The sequence below is a fragment of the Acinetobacter sp. ANC 4779 genome (genome assembly GCF_004331055.1).
In the GTDB taxonomy this organism is placed as follows: domain Bacteria; phylum Pseudomonadota; class Gammaproteobacteria; order Pseudomonadales; family Moraxellaceae; genus Acinetobacter.
On the sequence record NZ_SJNU01000002.1, the window covers coordinates 280,161 to 297,856 of the forward strand.

Annotated in this window: 16 protein-coding genes and 4 tRNA genes; 7 read left to right on the plus strand and 13 right to left on the minus strand. The window is 42.7% G+C overall.

Going from position 1 to position 17,696, the window contains the following annotated elements; translation table 11 throughout:
• Positions 1-118: 118 nt before the first annotated feature.
• The 10 genes from E0H80_RS04235 to tpiA all read right to left on the minus strand — a co-directional run bounded on the left by E0H80_RS04235 (position 119) and on the right by tpiA (position 7,205).
• Complete coding sequence (locus E0H80_RS04235) at positions 119-523, minus strand: ribosome-binding factor A (RefSeq protein WP_131363441.1); 405 nt, start codon at positions 521-523, stop codon at positions 119-121.
• Positions 523-3,222, minus strand: coding sequence for a translation initiation factor IF-2 (infB, locus tag E0H80_RS04240; protein WP_067866126.1), 2,700 nt, complete (start codon positions 3,220-3,222; stop codon positions 523-525). The genes E0H80_RS04235 and infB overlap by 1 nt, the downstream gene beginning before the upstream one ends.
• A 10-nt stretch (positions 3,223-3,232) precedes the next feature.
• On the minus strand, positions 3,233-4,717 hold the full coding sequence (nusA, locus tag E0H80_RS04245) for a transcription termination factor NusA (protein ID WP_131363443.1): 1,485 nt from the start codon (positions 4,715-4,717) through the stop codon (positions 3,233-3,235).
• A gap of 39 nt (positions 4,718-4,756) precedes the next feature.
• On the minus strand, positions 4,757-5,281 hold the full coding sequence (gene rimP / locus E0H80_RS04250) for a ribosome maturation factor RimP (protein ID WP_131363445.1): 525 nt from the start codon (positions 5,279-5,281) through the stop codon (positions 4,757-4,759).
• Between the two features lie 211 nt (positions 5,282-5,492).
• A tRNA-Met gene (locus tag E0H80_RS04255) sits at positions 5,493-5,569 on the minus strand.
• Positions 5,570-5,661: 92 nt separating this feature from the next.
• Positions 5,662-5,738, minus strand: a tRNA-Met gene (locus E0H80_RS04260).
• Between the two features lie 71 nt (positions 5,739-5,809).
• Positions 5,810-5,886 (minus strand) — tRNA-Met (locus tag E0H80_RS04265).
• Between the two features lie 46 nt (positions 5,887-5,932).
• Positions 5,933-6,017: transfer RNA gene (locus E0H80_RS04270), tRNA-Leu, on the minus strand.
• A gap of 53 nt (positions 6,018-6,070) precedes the next feature.
• Positions 6,071-6,400 carry a preprotein translocase subunit SecG gene (gene secG, locus E0H80_RS04275; protein WP_131363447.1) on the minus strand — a complete coding sequence of 110 codons (330 nt, stop codon included), beginning with the start codon at positions 6,398-6,400 and terminating at the stop codon, positions 6,071-6,073.
• Positions 6,401-6,413: 13 nt separating this feature from the next.
• Positions 6,414-7,205 carry a triose-phosphate isomerase gene (gene tpiA, locus E0H80_RS04280; RefSeq protein ID WP_131363449.1) on the minus strand — a complete coding sequence of 264 codons (792 nt, stop codon included), beginning with the start codon at positions 7,203-7,205 and terminating at the stop codon, positions 6,414-6,416.
• Positions 7,206-7,486: 281 nt separating this feature from the next.
• On the opposite strand from tpiA, the gene pilB reads away from it, so the two are divergent.
• The 4 genes from pilB to coaE are packed head-to-tail and all read left to right on the plus strand — an operon-like array spanning position 7,487 to position 11,944.
• Positions 7,487-9,199 carry a type IV-A pilus assembly ATPase PilB gene (gene pilB / locus E0H80_RS04285; RefSeq protein WP_131363451.1) on the plus strand — a complete coding sequence of 571 codons (1,713 nt, stop codon included), beginning with the start codon at positions 7,487-7,489 and terminating at the stop codon, positions 9,197-9,199.
• 29 nt (positions 9,200-9,228) lie between these two features.
• On the plus strand, positions 9,229-10,455 hold the full coding sequence (locus tag E0H80_RS04290; protein WP_131363453.1) for a type II secretion system F family protein: 1,227 nt from the start codon (positions 9,229-9,231) through the stop codon (positions 10,453-10,455).
• The gene (locus E0H80_RS16970; protein ID WP_131363455.1) at positions 10,455-11,315 is read left to right on the plus strand and encodes a prepilin peptidase; all 861 of its coding nucleotides are present in this window, start codon (positions 10,455-10,457) and stop codon (positions 11,313-11,315) included. The genes E0H80_RS04290 and E0H80_RS16970 overlap by 1 nt, the downstream gene beginning before the upstream one ends.
• 14 nt (positions 11,316-11,329) lie before the next feature.
• Positions 11,330-11,944 (plus strand): dephospho-CoA kinase, encoded by a 615-nt coding sequence (gene coaE / locus E0H80_RS04300; RefSeq protein WP_131363457.1) that lies wholly within the window; start codon positions 11,330-11,332, stop codon positions 11,942-11,944.
• Here the strand turns inward: coaE and E0H80_RS04305 are convergent.
• The 3 genes from E0H80_RS04305 to E0H80_RS04315 all read right to left on the minus strand — a co-directional run bounded on the left by E0H80_RS04305 (position 11,941) and on the right by E0H80_RS04315 (position 14,094).
• Entirely contained in the window at positions 11,941-12,858 is a 918-nt protein-coding gene (locus E0H80_RS04305) for a DMT family transporter (protein ID WP_131363459.1), read from the minus strand. The genes coaE and E0H80_RS04305 overlap by 4 nt on opposite strands.
• Positions 12,859-12,889: 31 nt before the next feature.
• The gene (gene rlmB / locus E0H80_RS04310) at positions 12,890-13,639 is read right to left on the minus strand and encodes a 23S rRNA (guanosine(2251)-2'-O)-methyltransferase RlmB (protein ID WP_131363461.1); all 750 of its coding nucleotides are present in this window, start codon (positions 13,637-13,639) and stop codon (positions 12,890-12,892) included.
• Positions 13,640-13,770: 131 nt separating this feature from the next.
• Positions 13,771-14,094 carry a pyrimidine/purine nucleoside phosphorylase gene (locus tag E0H80_RS04315; RefSeq protein ID WP_067866108.1) on the minus strand — a complete coding sequence of 108 codons (324 nt, stop codon included), beginning with the start codon at positions 14,092-14,094 and terminating at the stop codon, positions 13,771-13,773.
• A gap of 759 nt (positions 14,095-14,853) precedes the next feature.
• Between E0H80_RS04315 and recN the strand changes: the two genes are divergently transcribed.
• From recN to ruvX, 3 genes are all read left to right on the plus strand, one after another.
• Positions 14,854-16,515 carry a DNA repair protein RecN gene (gene recN, locus E0H80_RS04320; protein WP_131363463.1) on the plus strand — a complete coding sequence of 554 codons (1,662 nt, stop codon included), beginning with the start codon at positions 14,854-14,856 and terminating at the stop codon, positions 16,513-16,515.
• Positions 16,516-16,635: 120 nt separating this feature from the next.
• Entirely contained in the window at positions 16,636-17,190 is a 555-nt protein-coding gene (locus E0H80_RS04325; RefSeq protein WP_131363465.1) for a YqgE/AlgH family protein, read from the plus strand.
• Positions 17,183-17,626: a Holliday junction resolvase RuvX gene (gene ruvX / locus E0H80_RS04330; protein ID WP_131363467.1), complete on the plus strand. Its 444-nt coding sequence runs from the start codon at positions 17,183-17,185 to the stop codon at positions 17,624-17,626. Before E0H80_RS04325 ends, ruvX begins: the two co-directional genes overlap by 8 nt.
• Positions 17,627-17,696 lie beyond the last annotated feature (70 nt).

A 17,696-nucleotide genomic window follows, 5' to 3' on the forward strand; every position in this document is an offset into this window, starting at 1 on the left:
TTCAGTTATTTAACTCTATTCAATTCAGCTTTCTGCAATGTCCTAATATCAAGCTTGCTCTAAACAAGGTTTCAGCGCATAAAAAAGCCACCCGAAGGTGGCTTTTTTATTAGATCAATTATTCATCATCTTGCTTTGCTTCAGCAGGTGGTAAATCCTTCACTGCTTCTGCAATCAGACCGAACATATAATTGCCGTACGCATTGGTTTTGTCATAATGGAAACGCAAACGTGGGGTAATACGTGTCTTGATACTACGACTCAATTCGTGACGCAAGAAACCAGATGCTTTGTTTAATACATCCAAAGTTTCTTTATTTGCGACTTCGCTTTGCTCATCACCAAGTTCACGACCCATTACAGTCACATAAACTTCGGCATATCCCAAGTCTGCGCTAACTTTCACCGCAGAGATGGTCACCAGACCACCTAAGCGTGGATCTTTAAGCTCTTGACGAATCAGTTCAGACAACTCGCGCTGAACTGAATCCCCCATACGCTTAAGACGTTGACTACCCGCCATTAAAGACTCCGTTTAATCAATTGAACATCGTACACTTCGATCTTATCGAGTGCTTTGATGTCTTTATAGCCTTTCACCGCAAGACCACATTCCATACCGGCACGAACTTCTTCAACCACTTCTTTATAGCGACGAAGAGATTCAAGCTCACCCTGGAACACCACCACGTCATCACGTAATACGCGAATCGGTTTATTACGGTGCAGCATACCTTCAAGAACCATACAGCCCGCAGCCGCACCGAATTTGCTTGAGTGGAATACTTCACGTACTTGAGCTACACCAAGAATCGTTTCACGATGCTCAGGAGCCAACTTACCGCTCATCGCTGCTTTCACGTCATCAATTAATTCATAGATGATGCTGTAGTAACGAATATCAATGCCATCTGCATCCGCTTTTTGACGTGCAGTCGTATCAGCACGTACGTTAAAGCCAAGCAGAACTGCTTCAGAAGATTCAGCCAGTGTTACGTCTGATTCAGTGATTGCACCAACGCCAGAACCGATCACACGAACGCGTACTTCATCTGTTGCCAATGCTTGCAAGGCTACAGTCAATGCTTCCAAGGTACCGCGTACATCAGTCTTAAGCACCACGTTCACATAAGGCACATCTTTTTTACCCATAGACGCCATGATGTTTTCAAGACGCATTGCACTTTGACGCTCAAGACGTTTTTCACGTTCACGTGCCATACGTGCATCAGCCACTTCGCGTGCTTTCTTCTCGTCGTTTACAACAAGAACTTCGTCACCCGCCATTGGCGCTTCAGGAAGACCCAAGATTTCTACTGGAATAGAAGGTCCTGCTGATTTAATACGTTTACCATTTTCATCCACCATCGCACGAACACGACCGTAAGATGAACCGGCAAGGACTAAATCGCCCACATTCAGTGTACCGTTTTGTACAAGAATAGAAGCAACCGCACCACGATCTTTATCTACACGTGCTTCAATGACCACACCTTGTGCAGCACCTTCTTCAGATGCTTTCAATTCAAGCATTTCTGATTGAATTGAAATAAGATCAAGCAGTTCATCAATACCTTGACCAGAATGTGCAGAAACCATGGCTACAGGTACATCACCGCCCCATTGTTCAGGTACGATCTGTTTAGCAGTCAATTCATTCAATACGCGATCTGGATCGGCAGATTCTTTATCCATCTTGTTAATTGCAACAATGATTGGCGTACCTGCAGCACGAGCATGATCAATTGCTTCTGCAGTTTGTGGCATTACACCATCATCAGCAGCAACAACCAGAACCACGATATCAGTCGCTTTCGCACCACGTGAACGCATAGCAGTAAACGCTGCATGTCCCGGTGTGTCTAAGAAAGTGATAATGCCTTTATCGGTTTTAACGTGATATGCACCGATATGCTGTGTGATACCGCCCGCTTCGCCCGCAGCCACTTTGGTACGGCGAATACGGTCAAGAAGCGATGTTTTACCATGGTCAACGTGACCCATGATGGTTACAACTGGTGCACGAGTGGTTTGAACGCCACGCGCTTCTTCAGCTGCTTCAAGTAAGTTATCTTCAGCTTGAGTATCAGAAACTAGAACAGGGTTATGACCCATTTCTTCAACCACAAGTGCCGCAACTTCTTGCTCAATCGCTTGGTTCTGAGTCACAAGCTCACCCATTTTCATGAGTGATTTGATTACTTCACGAACCTTGATCGCCATTTTTGCAGCTAAGTCAGCAACAACAATGGTTTCACCAATTTCAACATCATAAATTTGTTTCTTAACTGGTTTTTCAAAGCCATGCTTGTTGCCTTGGCTGGTTTTCAAACCACGTTTAGGCTGTTTACTGAAGCTTTGCTCTTCTTGACCACGACGTCCACCTTTTTTCGGTGCACGTGCAGTTGGCGTATTGGTACCACGTTTGATTTCGCGGTCTTCTTTCGCAAATGAATCTTCATAAGCCTGACCAACAAGACCAGCTGCCAAAGGCGCATCATCAACAACACGGATGGTTGCTGTAGTGTCTTCTGCTGAGTACTTAGTCGCCATTTGACGCATTTGTTCAAGCGTACGCTGTTGCGCTTCTTCAGCCGACTTGCGACGTGCTGCTTCTTCAACTGCTTTTAATTGCGCTGATTGAGCTTCACGTACTTTTTTCTGTTCAGCTGTTTCAACTTGCTTAACCGTTTGTTTTACAATCGGCTTGTTGTTTGACTTGCGTGTCACGACAACAGCAGCTTTAGATACTTCTTGCTTGTCGCTGGTTTGCTTCGCAGCGGCGCGCATAGCTTCTAAGGCTTTACTAGCGTTATTTACACCAATTTTTGGAGCATCAGCAGTTTTCGCTACTGTAGTTTGCTCAGGTGCAGCTTTAGCTTGCTCGGCTTTAGCCAATGCTTCTGCTTTGATCTGTTCAGGATCGGGCTTAACAAATGTATGCTTCTTACGAACTTCTACATTAATTGTTTTCGCCTTACCTGATGTACTGGCTACTTTAGCAGTACTGGTTGTTTTACGTTTCAACGTGATTTTTCCTGCATGCCCATCGTCTTGACCATGAACTTTCTTTAAATGGCTAACGAGGGTATTTTGTTGTTCAGTGGAAATAATATCTTCAGCTTTACGTTGCGGCAAACCTGCGTCACGAACCTGCTCTAGGAGCTTCTCAACTGGACGTTCTACGCTGAGAGCTAACTCTTTAATCGACTTGTCCGTCATATATTTCCTCCTAGTTAAACCATGATTCGCGCGCTTTCATAATAAGTTGACCTGCTTTTTCAGCACCTAAACCTTCAATATCTTCAATATCGTCAGTTGCTTGGTCAGCCAAATCATCTACTGTTACCACACCGCGAGCTGCAAGTGCATACGCGATTTCCTGTGTCATCCCAACCATTGCAAGAAGTTCTGCACTTGGTTCTTGGATGTTTTCTTGTTGTTTTAATGCATCTGCCAATGTAATTTCTTTCGCACGGCTTTGCAATAATTCAACAGTTTCAGCATCAAGTTCAATTTCATCGAATGTTTCAGCTGGAACATAAGCAATCTCTTCAAGAGAAGTAAAGCCCATTTCAACTAAAGCCATTGCCAAATCTTCTTCAATATCAAGACGTGTTACAAACAAGTCGAGGTATTGTTGAGCTTCATTTTGTTGACGCGCGTAGAATTCTTCTTCGAGCATCATATCCAATTTGTAGCCAGTCAATTCAGAGGCTAAACGAACATTTTGACCTTGCGAACCAATGGCACGTGCCAACTGATCCGTTGCAGCGAAAATGATATCTGCGCTATGTGCATCTTCATCAATCACAATACTGGATACATCTGCAGGCTCTAAAGCACTTGCAATGTATTGTGCTGGATCATCAGACCATACCACTACATCAATACGCTCACCGTTCAATTCTGATTGTACTGCTTGGATACGTGTACCACGCATACCAATACAAGCACCGACAGGATCAATACGATGATCGTTCGTTTTCACAGCAATTTTAGCACGAACACCCGGTTGGCGTGCAGCTGCTTTAATTTCGATGATTTCTTCAGAAATTTCAGGAATCTCTTTGGTCATCAAAGCAATCAGCATTTCAGGACGTGCACGTGACAATAATAATTGTGCACCACGACCTTCACGATTCACGCTATATAAAATGGCGTTCATACGTTGTTTCGGGCGAAGAATTTCTTTAGGAATCATTTCTTCACGAGCAAGATATGCTTCAGCATTGTCACCCAAGTCGATAATAAAGCCATCTTTGGTTTGTTTTTTCACTTCACCGTAGATGAGTTCACCCACTTTAGATTCGTATGCATCAGCAACCAAAGCACGCTCAGCTTCACGAATTTTTTGCACAATCACTTGTTTCGCAATTTGTGCAGCAATTCGACCGAAGTCAATCGACTCCACTTCAAGCTCACGAATATCACCGATTGCCCATTGTTCCGGGTCAAGATCCGAAATCGCATCCTGACAAGCAGGCATTTCGTGATCTTCGTCAGCTACCACTTCCCATTGACGGAAAGTACGGTAATCACCGGTCTTACGATCGATTTCCACACGTAAACGTGCTTCTTCTGCATGGGTGCCTTCGTAAAATTTCTTTTTAGTCGCAGCAACTAAAGCTTGTTCAAGCGCTTCAAAAATTGCATCACGACTTACACCTTTTTCGTTACTAACCGTTTCTACTACGGTAAGAATTTCACGAGCCATAAGTCACCTATTCGTTCAGATTCTTATTGATTGAATGAATTAATCTTGAAAGATCAAATTTGATTTGTCGATATTATGACTGTCGATTTCAAGTACGTGTTGATTTTCAACTTCGACTTGAATAATTTCATTCTCAAGATCAACAGCAATCAGTTTCGCTTGGAATTTACGACGGTTCTCTACAGCACTGATCAGACGTAAAGCAATTTGCTGCCCAATATAGGCAGGCATTTGCGCAAGTTGATAGAAAGGACGATCCCAACCTGGAGAAGACACTTCAAGTGAGTATTCGCCAGAAATTGGATCATGCACGTCAAGCATTGCACCTACTTGCTGGGTTACGCGAACACAGTCTTGTACGCCAATACCCTGACCTTGTTCAGGCTCACCATCTTCATGCATAACAGGTTGCGTGTTATTTTCGTTGGTTTTATCAATATAGATACGCAATAAAGAACGCTTACCCTGAGGAACAAATTCAATTCCCCAAAGATCTACATTACAAGCTTGCACTGCAGGAGTTATAAGGTCTTGGAGTGCTTGAGTTTTATTTGATAGCTTCATTTACTCTCGTCATTGTTGTGCGATTCAATGGTCAATATGACCAGTTCAGACTAACTCAACTATATTAGTAGTGAAACATGACAATTTGACCAATGGATGTCGACACTACACGATAGCCAATAAAAAAGGGCGTAATCGCCCCTGTGTACACAGAAAAACCAAAGTCCACTGTGCAAAAAGGCCCACCATGTTTGTGAGCCTTTTAGAAACTTGGTAGCGGGAGCTGGATTTGAACCAACGACCTTCGGGTTATGAGCCCGACGAGCTACCAGACTGCTCCATCCCGCAACAACGTGCAAAAATTATATACAATTCACTGAGCATTTTCAATCAAAAAATGTTCAATGGTTGCTTGATTAGGTTGCACCCTAATCAAAAAGTGGTAGCGGGAGCTGGATTTGAACCAACGACCTTCGGGTTATGAGCCCGACGAGCTACCAGACTGCTCCATCCCGCAACAACATGCAAAAATCAATCACCATTTAAATATTATTTAAATCGCCTATTTAGTTTGCTTCTAAATAGTATTGGTAGCGGGAGCTGGATTTGAACCAACGACCTTCGGGTTATGAGCCCGACGAGCTACCAGACTGCTCCATCCCGCATCAACAGATTTGCTGCACACACCAACTTATGTTCTGGATTACAAGTTGGTGCGGAAGGGGGGACTTGAACCCCCACGCCCGAAGGCACTACCACCTCAAGGTAGCGTGTCTACCAATTCCACCACCACCGCAGCTGTGTCGCATTCTAGTAGCATCAAACCCAAAAAGAAAGGACTAAATTGCGTTATTGGCCAGTTTTCGGTGCGACTGGCGAAGTTTCATTCGAATTCGCCGGCGCAGTCGTCGTGGTTTGTACTGATTTCAAGCTATAAGCATCTGTAGTTTGTTTTTTGGCAAACACCGCTAAAGTTAAACTGGTGACAAAAAATAAAGCCGTCAAAATACCCGTTAAGCGAGTCATGAAATTCGCTGAACCTGAAGCACCAAATACAGTTGCAGCACCGCCGCCACCAAATGATGCGCCTGCATCTGCACCTTTACCATGTTGTACCAGAATCAATACAATCATTAAAATGGCTAAGATAATATGTACCACCAGCACAAAAGTTTGCATGCTGAACTCCTAATTATTTTGTATTTGCAAAAGCCTGAGCTATTTTATAGAAAGACTCTGCATTTAAAGATGCACCGCCAACCAGCGCACCATTAATATCTGGACAGGCGGCCAACTCTACTGCATTTTCAGCTTTAACACTACCGCCATACAAAATGGCGATGCTTGAACCGAAGGATGTGATTTGAGTTAAACCTTCACGAATTTTGGCATGCATACCCTGTGCATCTTCGGGTGAAGCAGTTTTACCGGTGCCAATTGCCCAAATCGGTTCATAGGCAATTACAATTTTTTGCCACTGTTCCGCTTGAACAACCGCAGAAATATCACAGATTTGTTGCAATACCACCTGCTCTGCCTGACCATTTTCACGTTGTTCTAGGCTTTCACCTACACAATAAATAATGGTTAAGCCTGCATTTAAAGCATTTTTAACTTTTTCATTGAGGATTTGCGCAGTTTCACCAAAGATTTCACGGCACTCTGAATGACCGATCAGGACAAAATCAATTTGATGATCTTTCAGCAGTTCAGCACTTACTTCACCAGTATATGCCCCCGTACCCGCGATGCGCGAAACATTCTGCGCAACGGTATAAACAGGTCTAACCGAACTGGCTAATTCTTGCTGAACACTTGCCAAAGCCAGCATCGTAGGCGCAACACCTAAATGACAATTTTCTTCTTTAATTTCATTATTTTGCAATAATTCTTTAAAGTCATTTAACAGCGCTTTGGCGTCTGCCTGCATTGGGTTCATTTTCCAATTGCCAACAACCCAAGGAGTAATAGCCGAACCCGACATACAGTAACCTATTAAAAACAATTCATTTAACCGCGCACATTCTACACGGAATTCAGCATTTTTTAGAAAATTTTCACAGGGCTTTTTTTCAGCCATTCTTATTTTTTGCAACGCATCATTACCTTGTTAAGAAAAACTTCGGCATGGAATTACGACTGGTTCAAAGTATTATCTGATATTAAGTAGATGACAACATATTCAGATATGGTATTTTTATACAACAAAAGTATAATTTAAAGATACCAATTATAAACAAATTGATTGAGCAGGCATATTAAAGCATGGCAGCATTACAAGGTTCACCAAGATTTACTGGTTTTATTCGCCGTTTGGTTGAAGATGGCTTAGTTTCTGCGGAAAACATGCAGAATGTAGTATTAAGTGCAAAAAAAGCCAATCAAGATATTGTTCCTTTTCTCATTGATCAATTAAAAATTTCGTCCCTCGATATTGCAGAAAAAATTTCTCAAGAATTTGGGGAACCGCTGTTCGACCTCAGTGTTTATGATTCGGCACAAATTATCCGTGAAGGAATCGATGAAAAACTGATTAGCAAACATCGTGTATTGCCTATTTTTAAACGTGGCAATTTACTCTATGTCGCCACCAGCAATCCCACCAATATGGATGCTATGGATGCGATCCGCTTCAGTAGTAAAATGAGTATTGAAGCGGTAATTGTTGAACATCAAAAATTAATAAAACTGATTGAACAGAATTTTGCCGAAGCCGATAACTTTGAATTTTCTGATGATGATATTGATTTAAATCTGGAACAGGAAGATCTCAGTCAAAAAGATGATGAAGATGATAATCAACAGGCTGATGAAGCACCGATTGTTAAATATATTAATAAATTACTGATTGATGCCATTCGTATGGGTGCGTCAGACTTGCATTTTGAACCTTATGAAAAAAGTTATCGGGTTCGTTATCGTATTGATGGTGTATTGCGTCACATTGCGACCCCACCCTTGCAATTGTCCACACGTTTAGCGTCGCGTTTAAAAGTGATGTCCCAAATGGACATTTCAGAAAAGCGTTTACCCCAAGATGGACGGATTAAACTCAAACTTTCAAAAAGCAAAGCCATCGACTTCCGTGTCAACTCCTTACCCACCTTGTTTGGTGAAAAATTAGTACTGCGTATTCTGGATCCATCCAGTGCCATGTTGGGTATTGATGCATTGGGCTATGAACCTGAGCAAAAAGAGTTATTCATGCAGGCGCTAGACAAACCGCAAGGCATGCTGCTGATCACAGGTCCGACAGGTTCAGGTAAAACTGTATCACTCTATACGGGTTTGAATATTCTCAATCGTGAAGATACCAATATCTCAACCGCCGAAGATCCGGTGGAAATTAACTTGGAAGGCGTTAATCAGGTCAATGTGAATGCGAAAGTCGGCCTAACCTTCTCTGTTGCTCTGAAGTCATTCCTGCGTCAGGATCCTGATATTGTCATGGTCGGTGAGATTCGAGATTTAGAAACGGCAGAAATTGCCGTTAAAGCGGCTCAGACCGGGCATATGGTGATGTCGACACTCCACACCAACAGTGCGCCGGAAACATTGACGCGCTTAAGGAACATGGGCGTACCTTCTTTTAATATTGCGACCTCGGTAAACTTGGTGATTGCACAACGTTTAGCGCGACGTTTATGTCCACAATGCAAAATTCCCGCTGATGTTCCAGAACCAAGTTTATTGGAAATGGGATTTAAAGAAGAAGATCTTAAACATCCAGACTTTAAAGTTTATCAACCTGTCGGCTGTTCAGAATGTCGTGAAGGTTATAAGGGTCGTGTCGGTATTTATGAAGTAATGAAAGTAACACCTGAAATTTCGAAAATTATTATGGCAGATGGCAATGCACTTGAAATTGCTGCAGCATCTTTAAGGTCGGGGTTTAATAATTTACGTCGTTCAGGATTAATCAAGGTCATGCAGGGGGTGACTTCTCTTCAAGAAGTTAATCGTGTGACCAGCGAATAGATTAAGCATTTAAAAATAAGGATAAATTAATGGCTGTCAAAAAAGCAAAGATGATGCCAACCTTCAGTTATGAAGGGGTTGATCGTAAAGGGGAAAAACTTAAAGGGGAATTACCTGCACGTAATATGGCACTTGCCAAAGTGACCTTACGCAAGCAAGGAATTACCATTAAGACGATTCGGGAAAAGAGAAAAAACATTCTCGAAGGCTTAATGAAAAAAAAGGTATCTACACTTGATATCACTATTTTCACACGCCAACTCGCCACCATGATGAAAGCGGGTGTGCCGCTGGTACAAAGCTTTGAAATTGTGGCTGAAGGACTAGAAAATCCCTCTATGCGTGAAGTGGTCTTAGGCATTAAAGGTGAAGTCGAAGGCGGAAATACCTTTGCCGGCGCCCTTAAAAAGTATCCTCAATATTTTGATAACTTATTTTGCTCACTGGTTGAATCAGGGGAACAGTCGGGTGCCTTGGAAACCATGCTTGACCGGGTTGCCATCTATAAAGAAAAAAGTGAACTTTTAAAGCAAAAAATTAAAAAGGCCATGAAATATCCTATGGCTGTTATTGTGGTTGCACTTGTGGTGACCATTATTTTGATGGTGAAAGTGGTTCCTGTCTTTCAGGATTTGTTTAGTTCCTTTGGTGCAGATTTACCGGCATTTACTCAAATGGTTGTCGGTATGTCGGAATGGATGCAGAAATACTGGTTTGTGCTGATTATTGCCATTGGTGCCATTATTGCCGGCTTTATGGAAGCAAAAAAACGCAGTAAAAAATTCCGTGATTTCCTCGATAAAGCAGCGCTCAAAGCCCCTATTTTTGGTGATCTGGTTTATAAAGCCATTATCGCGCGTTTCAGCCGAACTTTAGCGACTACGTTTGCTGCCGGTGTCCCCCTGATTGATGCTTTAGAATCTACTGCGGGTGCGACCAACAACTGTGTCTATGAAGAAGCCGTAATGAAAATTCGCGATGATGTTGCCACGGGTCAACAATTGCAATTTGCCATGCGTGTCACCAATAAATTCCCCTCCATGGCCGTGCAAATGGTTGCAATTGGTGAAGAGTCAGGTGCGCTGGACAGTATGCTGGATAAAGTAGCGACCCATTTTGAAAATGAAGTCGACAATGCGGTCGACGGCTTAACCTCAATGATGGAACCTTTAATTATGGCTGTACTTGGCGTCCTTGTGGGTGGCCTAGTCATTGCCATGTACCTGCCAATTTTCCAAATGGGTTCTGTGGTGTAATGCAAGAATTTATCTCTTATTTCATCAACAACCCAACTGCACTTTATTTTGCAGTTGGGCTTTTTAGTCTCTGCATTGGTAGTTTTCTCAATGTCGTCATCTACCGTACACCGAAGATGATGGAGCAAGAATGGCGTAACGACTGCCAACTGTTTTTGCATCCGGAACAGCCGATCATTGATGAATCCAAGCTTACCTTAAGTAAACCTGCATCCACCTGTCCTCAATGCCAAACTGAAATTCGCTGGTATCAAAATATTCCTGTCCTCAGTTGGCTGGTCTTACGCGGTAAATGTGGTTCATGCCAGAATCCAATCAGTATTCGTTACCCTTTAATCGAGCTACTCACAGCAGCCTGCTCATTGGTGATTGTTGCGGTTTTCGGACCGACCCTACAAATGCTCTTTGGTTTGCTTTTGACTTGGATCCTCATTGCACTGACCTTTATTGATTTTGATACCCAGCTTTTACCTGACCGTTACACCTTAACTTTAGCAGCCCTAGGTTTGGGTGTTAATAGCTATGCCATCTATACCTCTCCAACCTCGGCAATATGGGGTTATATTATTGGTTTCCTGTGTCTCTGGATTGTGTATTACCTGTTTAAAATCATTACCGGCAAGGAAGGCATGGGCTATGGAGACTTCAAGTTACTTGCGGCTTTAGGTGCCTGGATGGGTCCTTTAATGCTGCCGTTGATTGTGCTACTTTCATCCATGGTGGGAGCAATCATTGGTATTATTCTGCTCAAAATACGTAAAGAAAATCAGCCTTTTGCTTTTGGTCCTTATATTGCCATTGCGGGTTGGATTGCCTTTATTTGGGGCGAGCAGATTATGAAAGTCTATTTAGGACAATAATTTTTGGTGAGTAAATGACTTTTATCTTGGGTTTAACAGGTGGGATTGGCAGCGGAAAATCTGCAGCAAGTACATGGTTTGAAGCCCAAGGCATCACTGTTGTTGATGCAGACCTAGTGGCACGTAAGATTGTAGAAAAAGGACAACCTGCGTTACAACAAATTCATGCTGCATTTGGGGATTGGGTTCTGTTAGACAATGGAGAACTGAATCGCCGTGCTTTACGTGACCATATTTTTATAGATCCGAACGCACGTAAATTACTGGAAAGCATCACCCACCCTGCTATCCGTCAATCCATTATTCAACAACTGCATACCTCAACCAGTCCCTATGCCATTCTGGTTTCTCCCCTGCTGTTTGAAACCAATCAACATGAATTAACTGACCATACCTTACTCATTGATGCAACTGAAGATTTACAAATTCAGCGCGCCAGCCAACGTGATGGCCAATCCATTGAACAGATTCAGAAAATTATTCAGGCACAAATGCCACGTCAGCAGAAACGAAGCCTGGCCGACGATATCGTGCTGAATGACGGACATCTTGAGCATTTATATAACCATTTAAAACCGTTGCATCATGCTTATTTAGAACGCAGCAGGCAAAAAAAAGCAGCCGATTAAGACTGCTTTTTTTGTTGATCAAGTCGCTGCTGCAAACTGTCTTTATGCATGATCCAGCGCCACGGTTGCAAAGCACCAATCGCCATACCGATTAAGCCACACATAATCGCCAGACTTAAAGGTTCACCTAATAGCGGCACAGCTAGAATGGCTGCCATAAAAGGAGCCAAAGTCACGATACTGCCGGTCTTGAAAGCACCCAGTCGCTTGATGGCTTCGACATAAGTCAGTGTCGCCACAATCACCACAAAAATACCGTGAAAAATGACCTGCATCAATAAATGGAGCGGCTCAGGTTCGGTTAAATTTTTTGGTAAAAATAGTAAATAAATCGGCACATAAACGATCGCTGACCAGATGGCGACACCGGCCATGGAATGCCATGCCGAAAGTTTCCATTGCCGCAATAAGACGGTAAAAACACCCCACCAGACTGCACTCAACAAAAACAGCATGTCTCCAAAGCCAAAAGCTACGCCTGTTTCCTGATACATCAAAAAGCTCATTGCACTGATGGCAGCGAGCATAATAATCAGACTGATCCAGGTATGTTTATCAAAAGGATGTTTAAAGAGGAAAAATCCGGCAAGTGCTGTACACAAAGGAATGCAGCCATTTAAAAAAATAGCTGCATGGGCTGCAGGTACATAATGAAATGCACTATACGAGGTCAAACAGTATCCGACCCCGCCAATCATCGCCAAAAGAAAAGGTTCTTTTTTGCATAAAAAGGTCAGGTCTTTTTTATAGATCAAGATCGGCATTAAAATACAAAAGGCCAGAGCAAAACGTAAAGCCGTGATATCCCAAGCGCTGATCCCCCACTGTGCATTTAAGCGGGACGTAATGGTAAATCCTCCCCAAATACACATGGTAATAGCGATATAGAGATAACCTTGAGACCGGGGAGACATAACCAACAACTTTTAAACTTAAATAATAAAATTACACATTACGTTGACGGCAAGCTTCATATAAAGCCATACCGGTTGCCACACTGACATTTAAACTTTGCAAGTTTCCTGCCATAGGAATGTAAACCGTTTGATCACACTGTGACTGAGTAATTGGACGTAAACCTGTATCTTCAGCGCCCATCACCAGACAGATGCCTGTTCCGGTAAAGTCAAACTGCTGCACCGGTAATGCTTTTTCATCGAGCATGGTACCGACAACCCGTACATTGAATTCATCTTTGATGTTACTCAAGGTACGTGCAAGATTGGTCACTTGAATAAACTTGACTTTTTCTGCACCGCCTGCAGCAATTTTACGTGCTGTGGGGGTTAAGCTTGCAGAACGATCACGCGATACAATTACCGCTTCAACACCCATTGCCGCTGCGGTACGAATACACGCACCCAAGTTATGTGGATCAGTAACCTGGTCTAAAGCCAACAACAAGGCTTGAGGATTTTGTTTCAGTAAATCATCCAGATCCTGTTCATTCAAGGTTGGATGAGGACGAACAGCGGCAACTACCCCCTGATGAAAAGGCTGACCTGCCAATTTTTCCAGTTTTTCACGACTGGCTTGTTGCACACTGATGCCAAAAGGATCTGCCAAAGCCAAAACATTTTTTAAACGCTGATCGTCACGACCTTTTAGCGTAAATAAAGTAAGTACACGCTCTGGCTCAAGCTCAAGTAATGACTCCACTGAGTGAACGCCATAAAAATATTCGGTTTTTGCCATGAACGGCCTCTAAAATGTATTTATACAAGGTAAAAAAGAAAAATCCTGCAAAGCTGACTTTACAGGATTGATGCTTAAATCTAGTTTAACTGATTCAGGCTAAAATTTCTTTGCCTTAGTCCGACTTATGTTTAGCCTTCTAAATGGCAAACATAATCCAGCACTTCATCGGTCTCAATTTTAAAACGGCTATTGCCTGGGACATAAAAAGACTGCCCTGCACGGAACAATTCACTCTCGATTTTATCCGCGATTTGGACACGGCATTCACCTGAAATAATTTCCATCCGTTCAGGTACATGCGTTTCGAAAGTCAGCGCCTGTTCAGTCGGTAAAATTACCCCGAGTGTCTTTTTTGTGCCATCTTCGAATTGTACGGTATGACTAATACATGAACCGCCGAAGTAAACATTCGATTTTTTGATAACAGAAACATGATCAAACTGATTTGACATGCGTATTCTCCAGATAATGCGCATTTATAATTTTTGATTGATGTAGTTTAAAGAGCTGCATGCCACTAATCAATCGGTGTTTCATACGGCTAAATCAATATTTTACAAATTATTGCAGTTCTTGTTCTGCATCAATCAGCGCAAGATTTAGCACGAGTTTGCGAGAGTCTAAATCAAGCTTAGCATAAGCACAAATAAGTTTTTGTATTGTATCGACTAAAGGTTTATTCGCAGCCCCAATAAGCAATTCTTGTAGCAAAATAATCAACCTCAACCTAGTAATTTTCTATCGGTCTAAAGCCAAGCGGGCTGACACAATTTGCTATTTAAAGCCCGCCCCAAGATACCCTCTCAAAAATGACGATCCAGGAGGTGCACCCACAGCAATTGAGTCATTTTTGTATGATCGTGCAACTTGTTTTCAATCAGATGAAAAATATCGCAGCTGAACAATATTTCTGAAATGAACTGGATACACTGATCTAACTCACGCAGAGTATTTGAGCATAACTCACATAAGTTTATCTGTGTAATTCCTATTCTGGCAGGCTTGGCAACATGTTCACGAATAGCGGAGTAATAGTGAATTCAATTGCAGCAGATGTTGTTTTTATAGGGTATCTTCGGTAAAAGGTATTTTCATTATAAATATCGGGTAAAATAGTGATGTTTTACGTCATCTTAAAAATAAAGCTGGCTTGTGACCAAAACAAAATTTCACTATCTTAGATTAAAACTTTTCGCAGCCCGGATGCGTTTATGCTGACACACTTAACTCTGATCAACTTTGCTTTAGCCGATCATTTAGCCATTGATATTGAACCAGGTTTCAATGTTCTGACCGGTGAGACAGGTGCGGGTAAATCTTTATTGCTGGATGCCCTGTCTGCCTGTTTGGGTGAACGCACCGATACCAATTATGTCCGTTTTGGCTCCGACAAAGCCGATGTCACGGCTGTTTTTAGTTATAAAGAACAAAGTCCCGAAGCTGAATGGCTTAAAACACATGAGCTGGATGATGAATCTGGCGAAATCCATTTAAGACGGGTGATTTTTGCGACGGGTCGCAGTAAAGCCTGGATTAACGGTCGCCCAAGCAGTTTGGCTGAACTGAAAGAAATTGGTCGTTTACTGGTACAGCTGTATAGTCAGCATAGTCAGCAACAATTGCTGGAACATCCTTATCCCAAGCACTGGCTAGACCGTTACAACAACTTTTATCAACCGGCACAAGATGTCCGGGACGCCTACAGCACCTGGCAAAAAGATATTCGCCAGCATCAAGCTGCATTGGATGCACAAGCGACCCGTAAACAACGCATCGAAACCCTGGAATTACAGCTCGAAGAACTCGAAGAAATTACTCATATTGACTATAAAGAGATTGAGCAAGAGTTCGACCGTTTAAGTCACCATGAACATATCATGCTGGATTGTAGTTATAGTTTAAATGTGCTGGATGAAGCAGAACCCAATATTACCCAGGAAATTTCTTCGATTATTCGCCGCCTCGAAACGCATGCCGGTCGGAGTGAACAACTCGCGGAAATTTATAACTCATTACTCAATGCGCAAAGTGAACTGGCCGATGCAACGGCAAATTTGCATCTCTTTATTGACCGTCAAAGTTTTGATCCTGAACGCATGGAAGAGCTGAATTCGCAACTGGAAGTCTTCCACCGTTTAGCGCGTAAATACCGTAGCCAGCCTGAAAGCTTGAAAAAAGAATATGAAGCATGGCAGGCTGAACTTGAACAGCTGCATCAGCTGGAAGATCCTGAAACTTTAGCTGAACAAGTGGAATTGTCTCATCAAGACTTTTTAGCCAAAGCCCAACACTTAGATGAGATTCGTCGCGAAGCTGCGACTCCTTTAGCGAAAAAACTCACCGAACAAGTGAAGCAACTGGCGTTGCCGGAAGCTTATTTTGAATTCAAGTTTGAAGCGCTGGAACAGGCGTCATCAGAAGGCCTCAGCTTTATTCAGCTGATGTTTACTGCCAATAAAGGTATTCCGGCACAGCCTTTGGCACGTGTCGCATCCGGTGGTGAACTGTCACGTATTGCTTTAGTCATGCAAGTGATGAATGCGGAAAAGACCGAGTCCGAAGTCTTGGTCTTTGATGAAATTGATGTCGGCATCAGTGGCGGTACGGCAGAAATGGTGGGACGCTTGTTGGCAGGTTTAGCCCGACATGTACAGATTTTATGTATCACCCATCAAGCTCAGGTTGCTGCACAATCCGATCAACACCTGCTGGTGAAGAAGCGCCAAACGGATCCTGCAAGCAGTACCATTATTGATCTGAGCGAAGAACAACGAATTGATGAACTGGCGCGTATGACCGGTGGAGTGGAAATTAACGACACGACCCTGCAACATGCCAAGCAATTACGTCAACTTAAGTTTCATCAGGTATAATTTTGTAGGGTAAATCCCATAAAATTATCGGCGAAACTCAATTAGTTAAGTAAGTTACGCATAAAAGCATTATTATTAATTTAATCAGATTTTTCTGATTTTAAGGAGGAAATGGCTTAGATGACTAAACAATATCTAACACATCGCTGTCTGATTGCACCTCCTGATTCAGCCGATGATTTTTTTGCTAGTACGGTCATTTATTTGGTCCGACATGATGAAGATGGTGCTCAAGGCATTATCCTTAACCGCCCTACTGGTCTTTCAATCAAAGAATTACTGAATGATCTGGAAATTGAAGCGGATAATGTCAATCCCCATGAGGTATTAGAGGGTGGACCATTACGCCCGGAAGCAGGCTTTGTACTGCATACCGGTCAGCCGACCTGGCATTCATCCATTGCCGTGGGTGATAATGTCTGTATTACCACATCTAAAGATATCCTGGATGCCATTGCACATAACGAAGGCGTTGGGCGTTATCAAATTGCCTTGGGTTATGCCAGTTGGGGCAAAAACCAGCTTGAAAAAGAACTGGCACGTGGCGACTGGCTCATCTGTGATTCGGATATGGATTTAATTTTTAACTTACCTTATGACGACCGTTGGGATGCTGCCTATAAAAAAATGGGCGTAGACCGTACCTGGCTTTCATCAGAGATTGGACATGCCTGATTTATCACAACCCCAACTGATTATGGCATTTGATTTTGGTACACAAAAAATGGGCATGGCGGTCGGTCAATCAATGATTGAAAGTGCCAATCCGCTTGCCCTATTTCCGATGAAAGATGGCATTCCGAACTGGGATGAATTACTGAAAATTGTGAAACAGTATCAGCCTACTTTATTTTTAGTGGGATTGCCGTTGAATATGGATGATAGCGAATCTGAACTTTCGGCACGTTCACGCAAGTTTGCCCGCCGTTTGCGCCATCAAACCAATATTGAAACCTTGATGGTGGACGAGCGCTTGACCACCCGTGAAGCGCGTGATGAACTGGGTCATTATCAAGCCCAAGGCCGCGCAAAAAATCTGTCTGCGGACAGTGTTGCAGCGGCACTTTTTATTGAAAGCTGGTATCGCAATCCTGAAGGGCTTAAGCCCTAGTTTTATGAAACATTAATGATGTAAAAAAGCCATTCAACACTGAATGGCTTTTTTATTGAAATGAATAATA

Bases quoted from the DNA above. Each gene is read 5' to 3' on its own strand.
- E0H80_RS04235 (WP_131363441.1), bottom strand. From the start codon at position 523: ATGGCGGGTAGTCAACGTCTTAAGCGTATGGGGGATTCAGTTCAGCGC.
- infB (WP_067866126.1), bottom strand. From the start codon at position 3,222: ATGACGGACAAGTCGATTAAAGAGTTAGCTCTCAGCGTAGAACGTCCA.
- nusA (WP_131363443.1), bottom strand. From the start codon at position 4,717: ATGGCTCGTGAAATTCTTACCGTAGTAGAAACGGTTAGTAACGAAAAA.
- rimP (WP_131363445.1), bottom strand. From the start codon at position 5,281: ATGAAGCTATCAAATAAAACTCAAGCACTCCAAGACCTTATAACTCCT.
- secG (WP_131363447.1), bottom strand. From the start codon at position 6,400: ATGCAAACTTTTGTGCTGGTGGTACATATTATCTTAGCCATTTTAATG.
- tpiA (WP_131363449.1), bottom strand. From the start codon at position 7,205: ATGTCGGGTTCGGCTATTACTCCTTGGGTTGTTGGCAATTGGAAAATG.
- pilB (WP_131363451.1), top strand. From the start codon at position 7,487: ATGGCAGCATTACAAGGTTCACCAAGATTTACTGGTTTTATTCGCCGT.
- E0H80_RS04290 (WP_131363453.1), top strand. From the start codon at position 9,229: ATGGCTGTCAAAAAAGCAAAGATGATGCCAACCTTCAGTTATGAAGGG.
- E0H80_RS16970 (WP_131363455.1), top strand. From the start codon at position 10,455: ATGCAAGAATTTATCTCTTATTTCATCAACAACCCAACTGCACTTTAT.
- coaE (WP_131363457.1), top strand. From the start codon at position 11,330: ATGACTTTTATCTTGGGTTTAACAGGTGGGATTGGCAGCGGAAAATCT.
- E0H80_RS04305 (WP_131363459.1), bottom strand. From the start codon at position 12,858: ATGTCTCCCCGGTCTCAAGGTTATCTCTATATCGCTATTACCATGTGT.
- rlmB (WP_131363461.1), bottom strand. From the start codon at position 13,639: ATGGCAAAAACCGAATATTTTTATGGCGTTCACTCAGTGGAGTCATTA.
- E0H80_RS04315 (WP_067866108.1), bottom strand. From the start codon at position 14,094: ATGTCAAATCAGTTTGATCATGTTTCTGTTATCAAAAAATCGAATGTT.
- recN (WP_131363463.1), top strand. From the start codon at position 14,854: ATGCTGACACACTTAACTCTGATCAACTTTGCTTTAGCCGATCATTTA.
- E0H80_RS04325 (WP_131363465.1), top strand. From the start codon at position 16,636: ATGACTAAACAATATCTAACACATCGCTGTCTGATTGCACCTCCTGAT.
- ruvX (WP_131363467.1), top strand. From the start codon at position 17,183: ATGCCTGATTTATCACAACCCCAACTGATTATGGCATTTGATTTTGGT.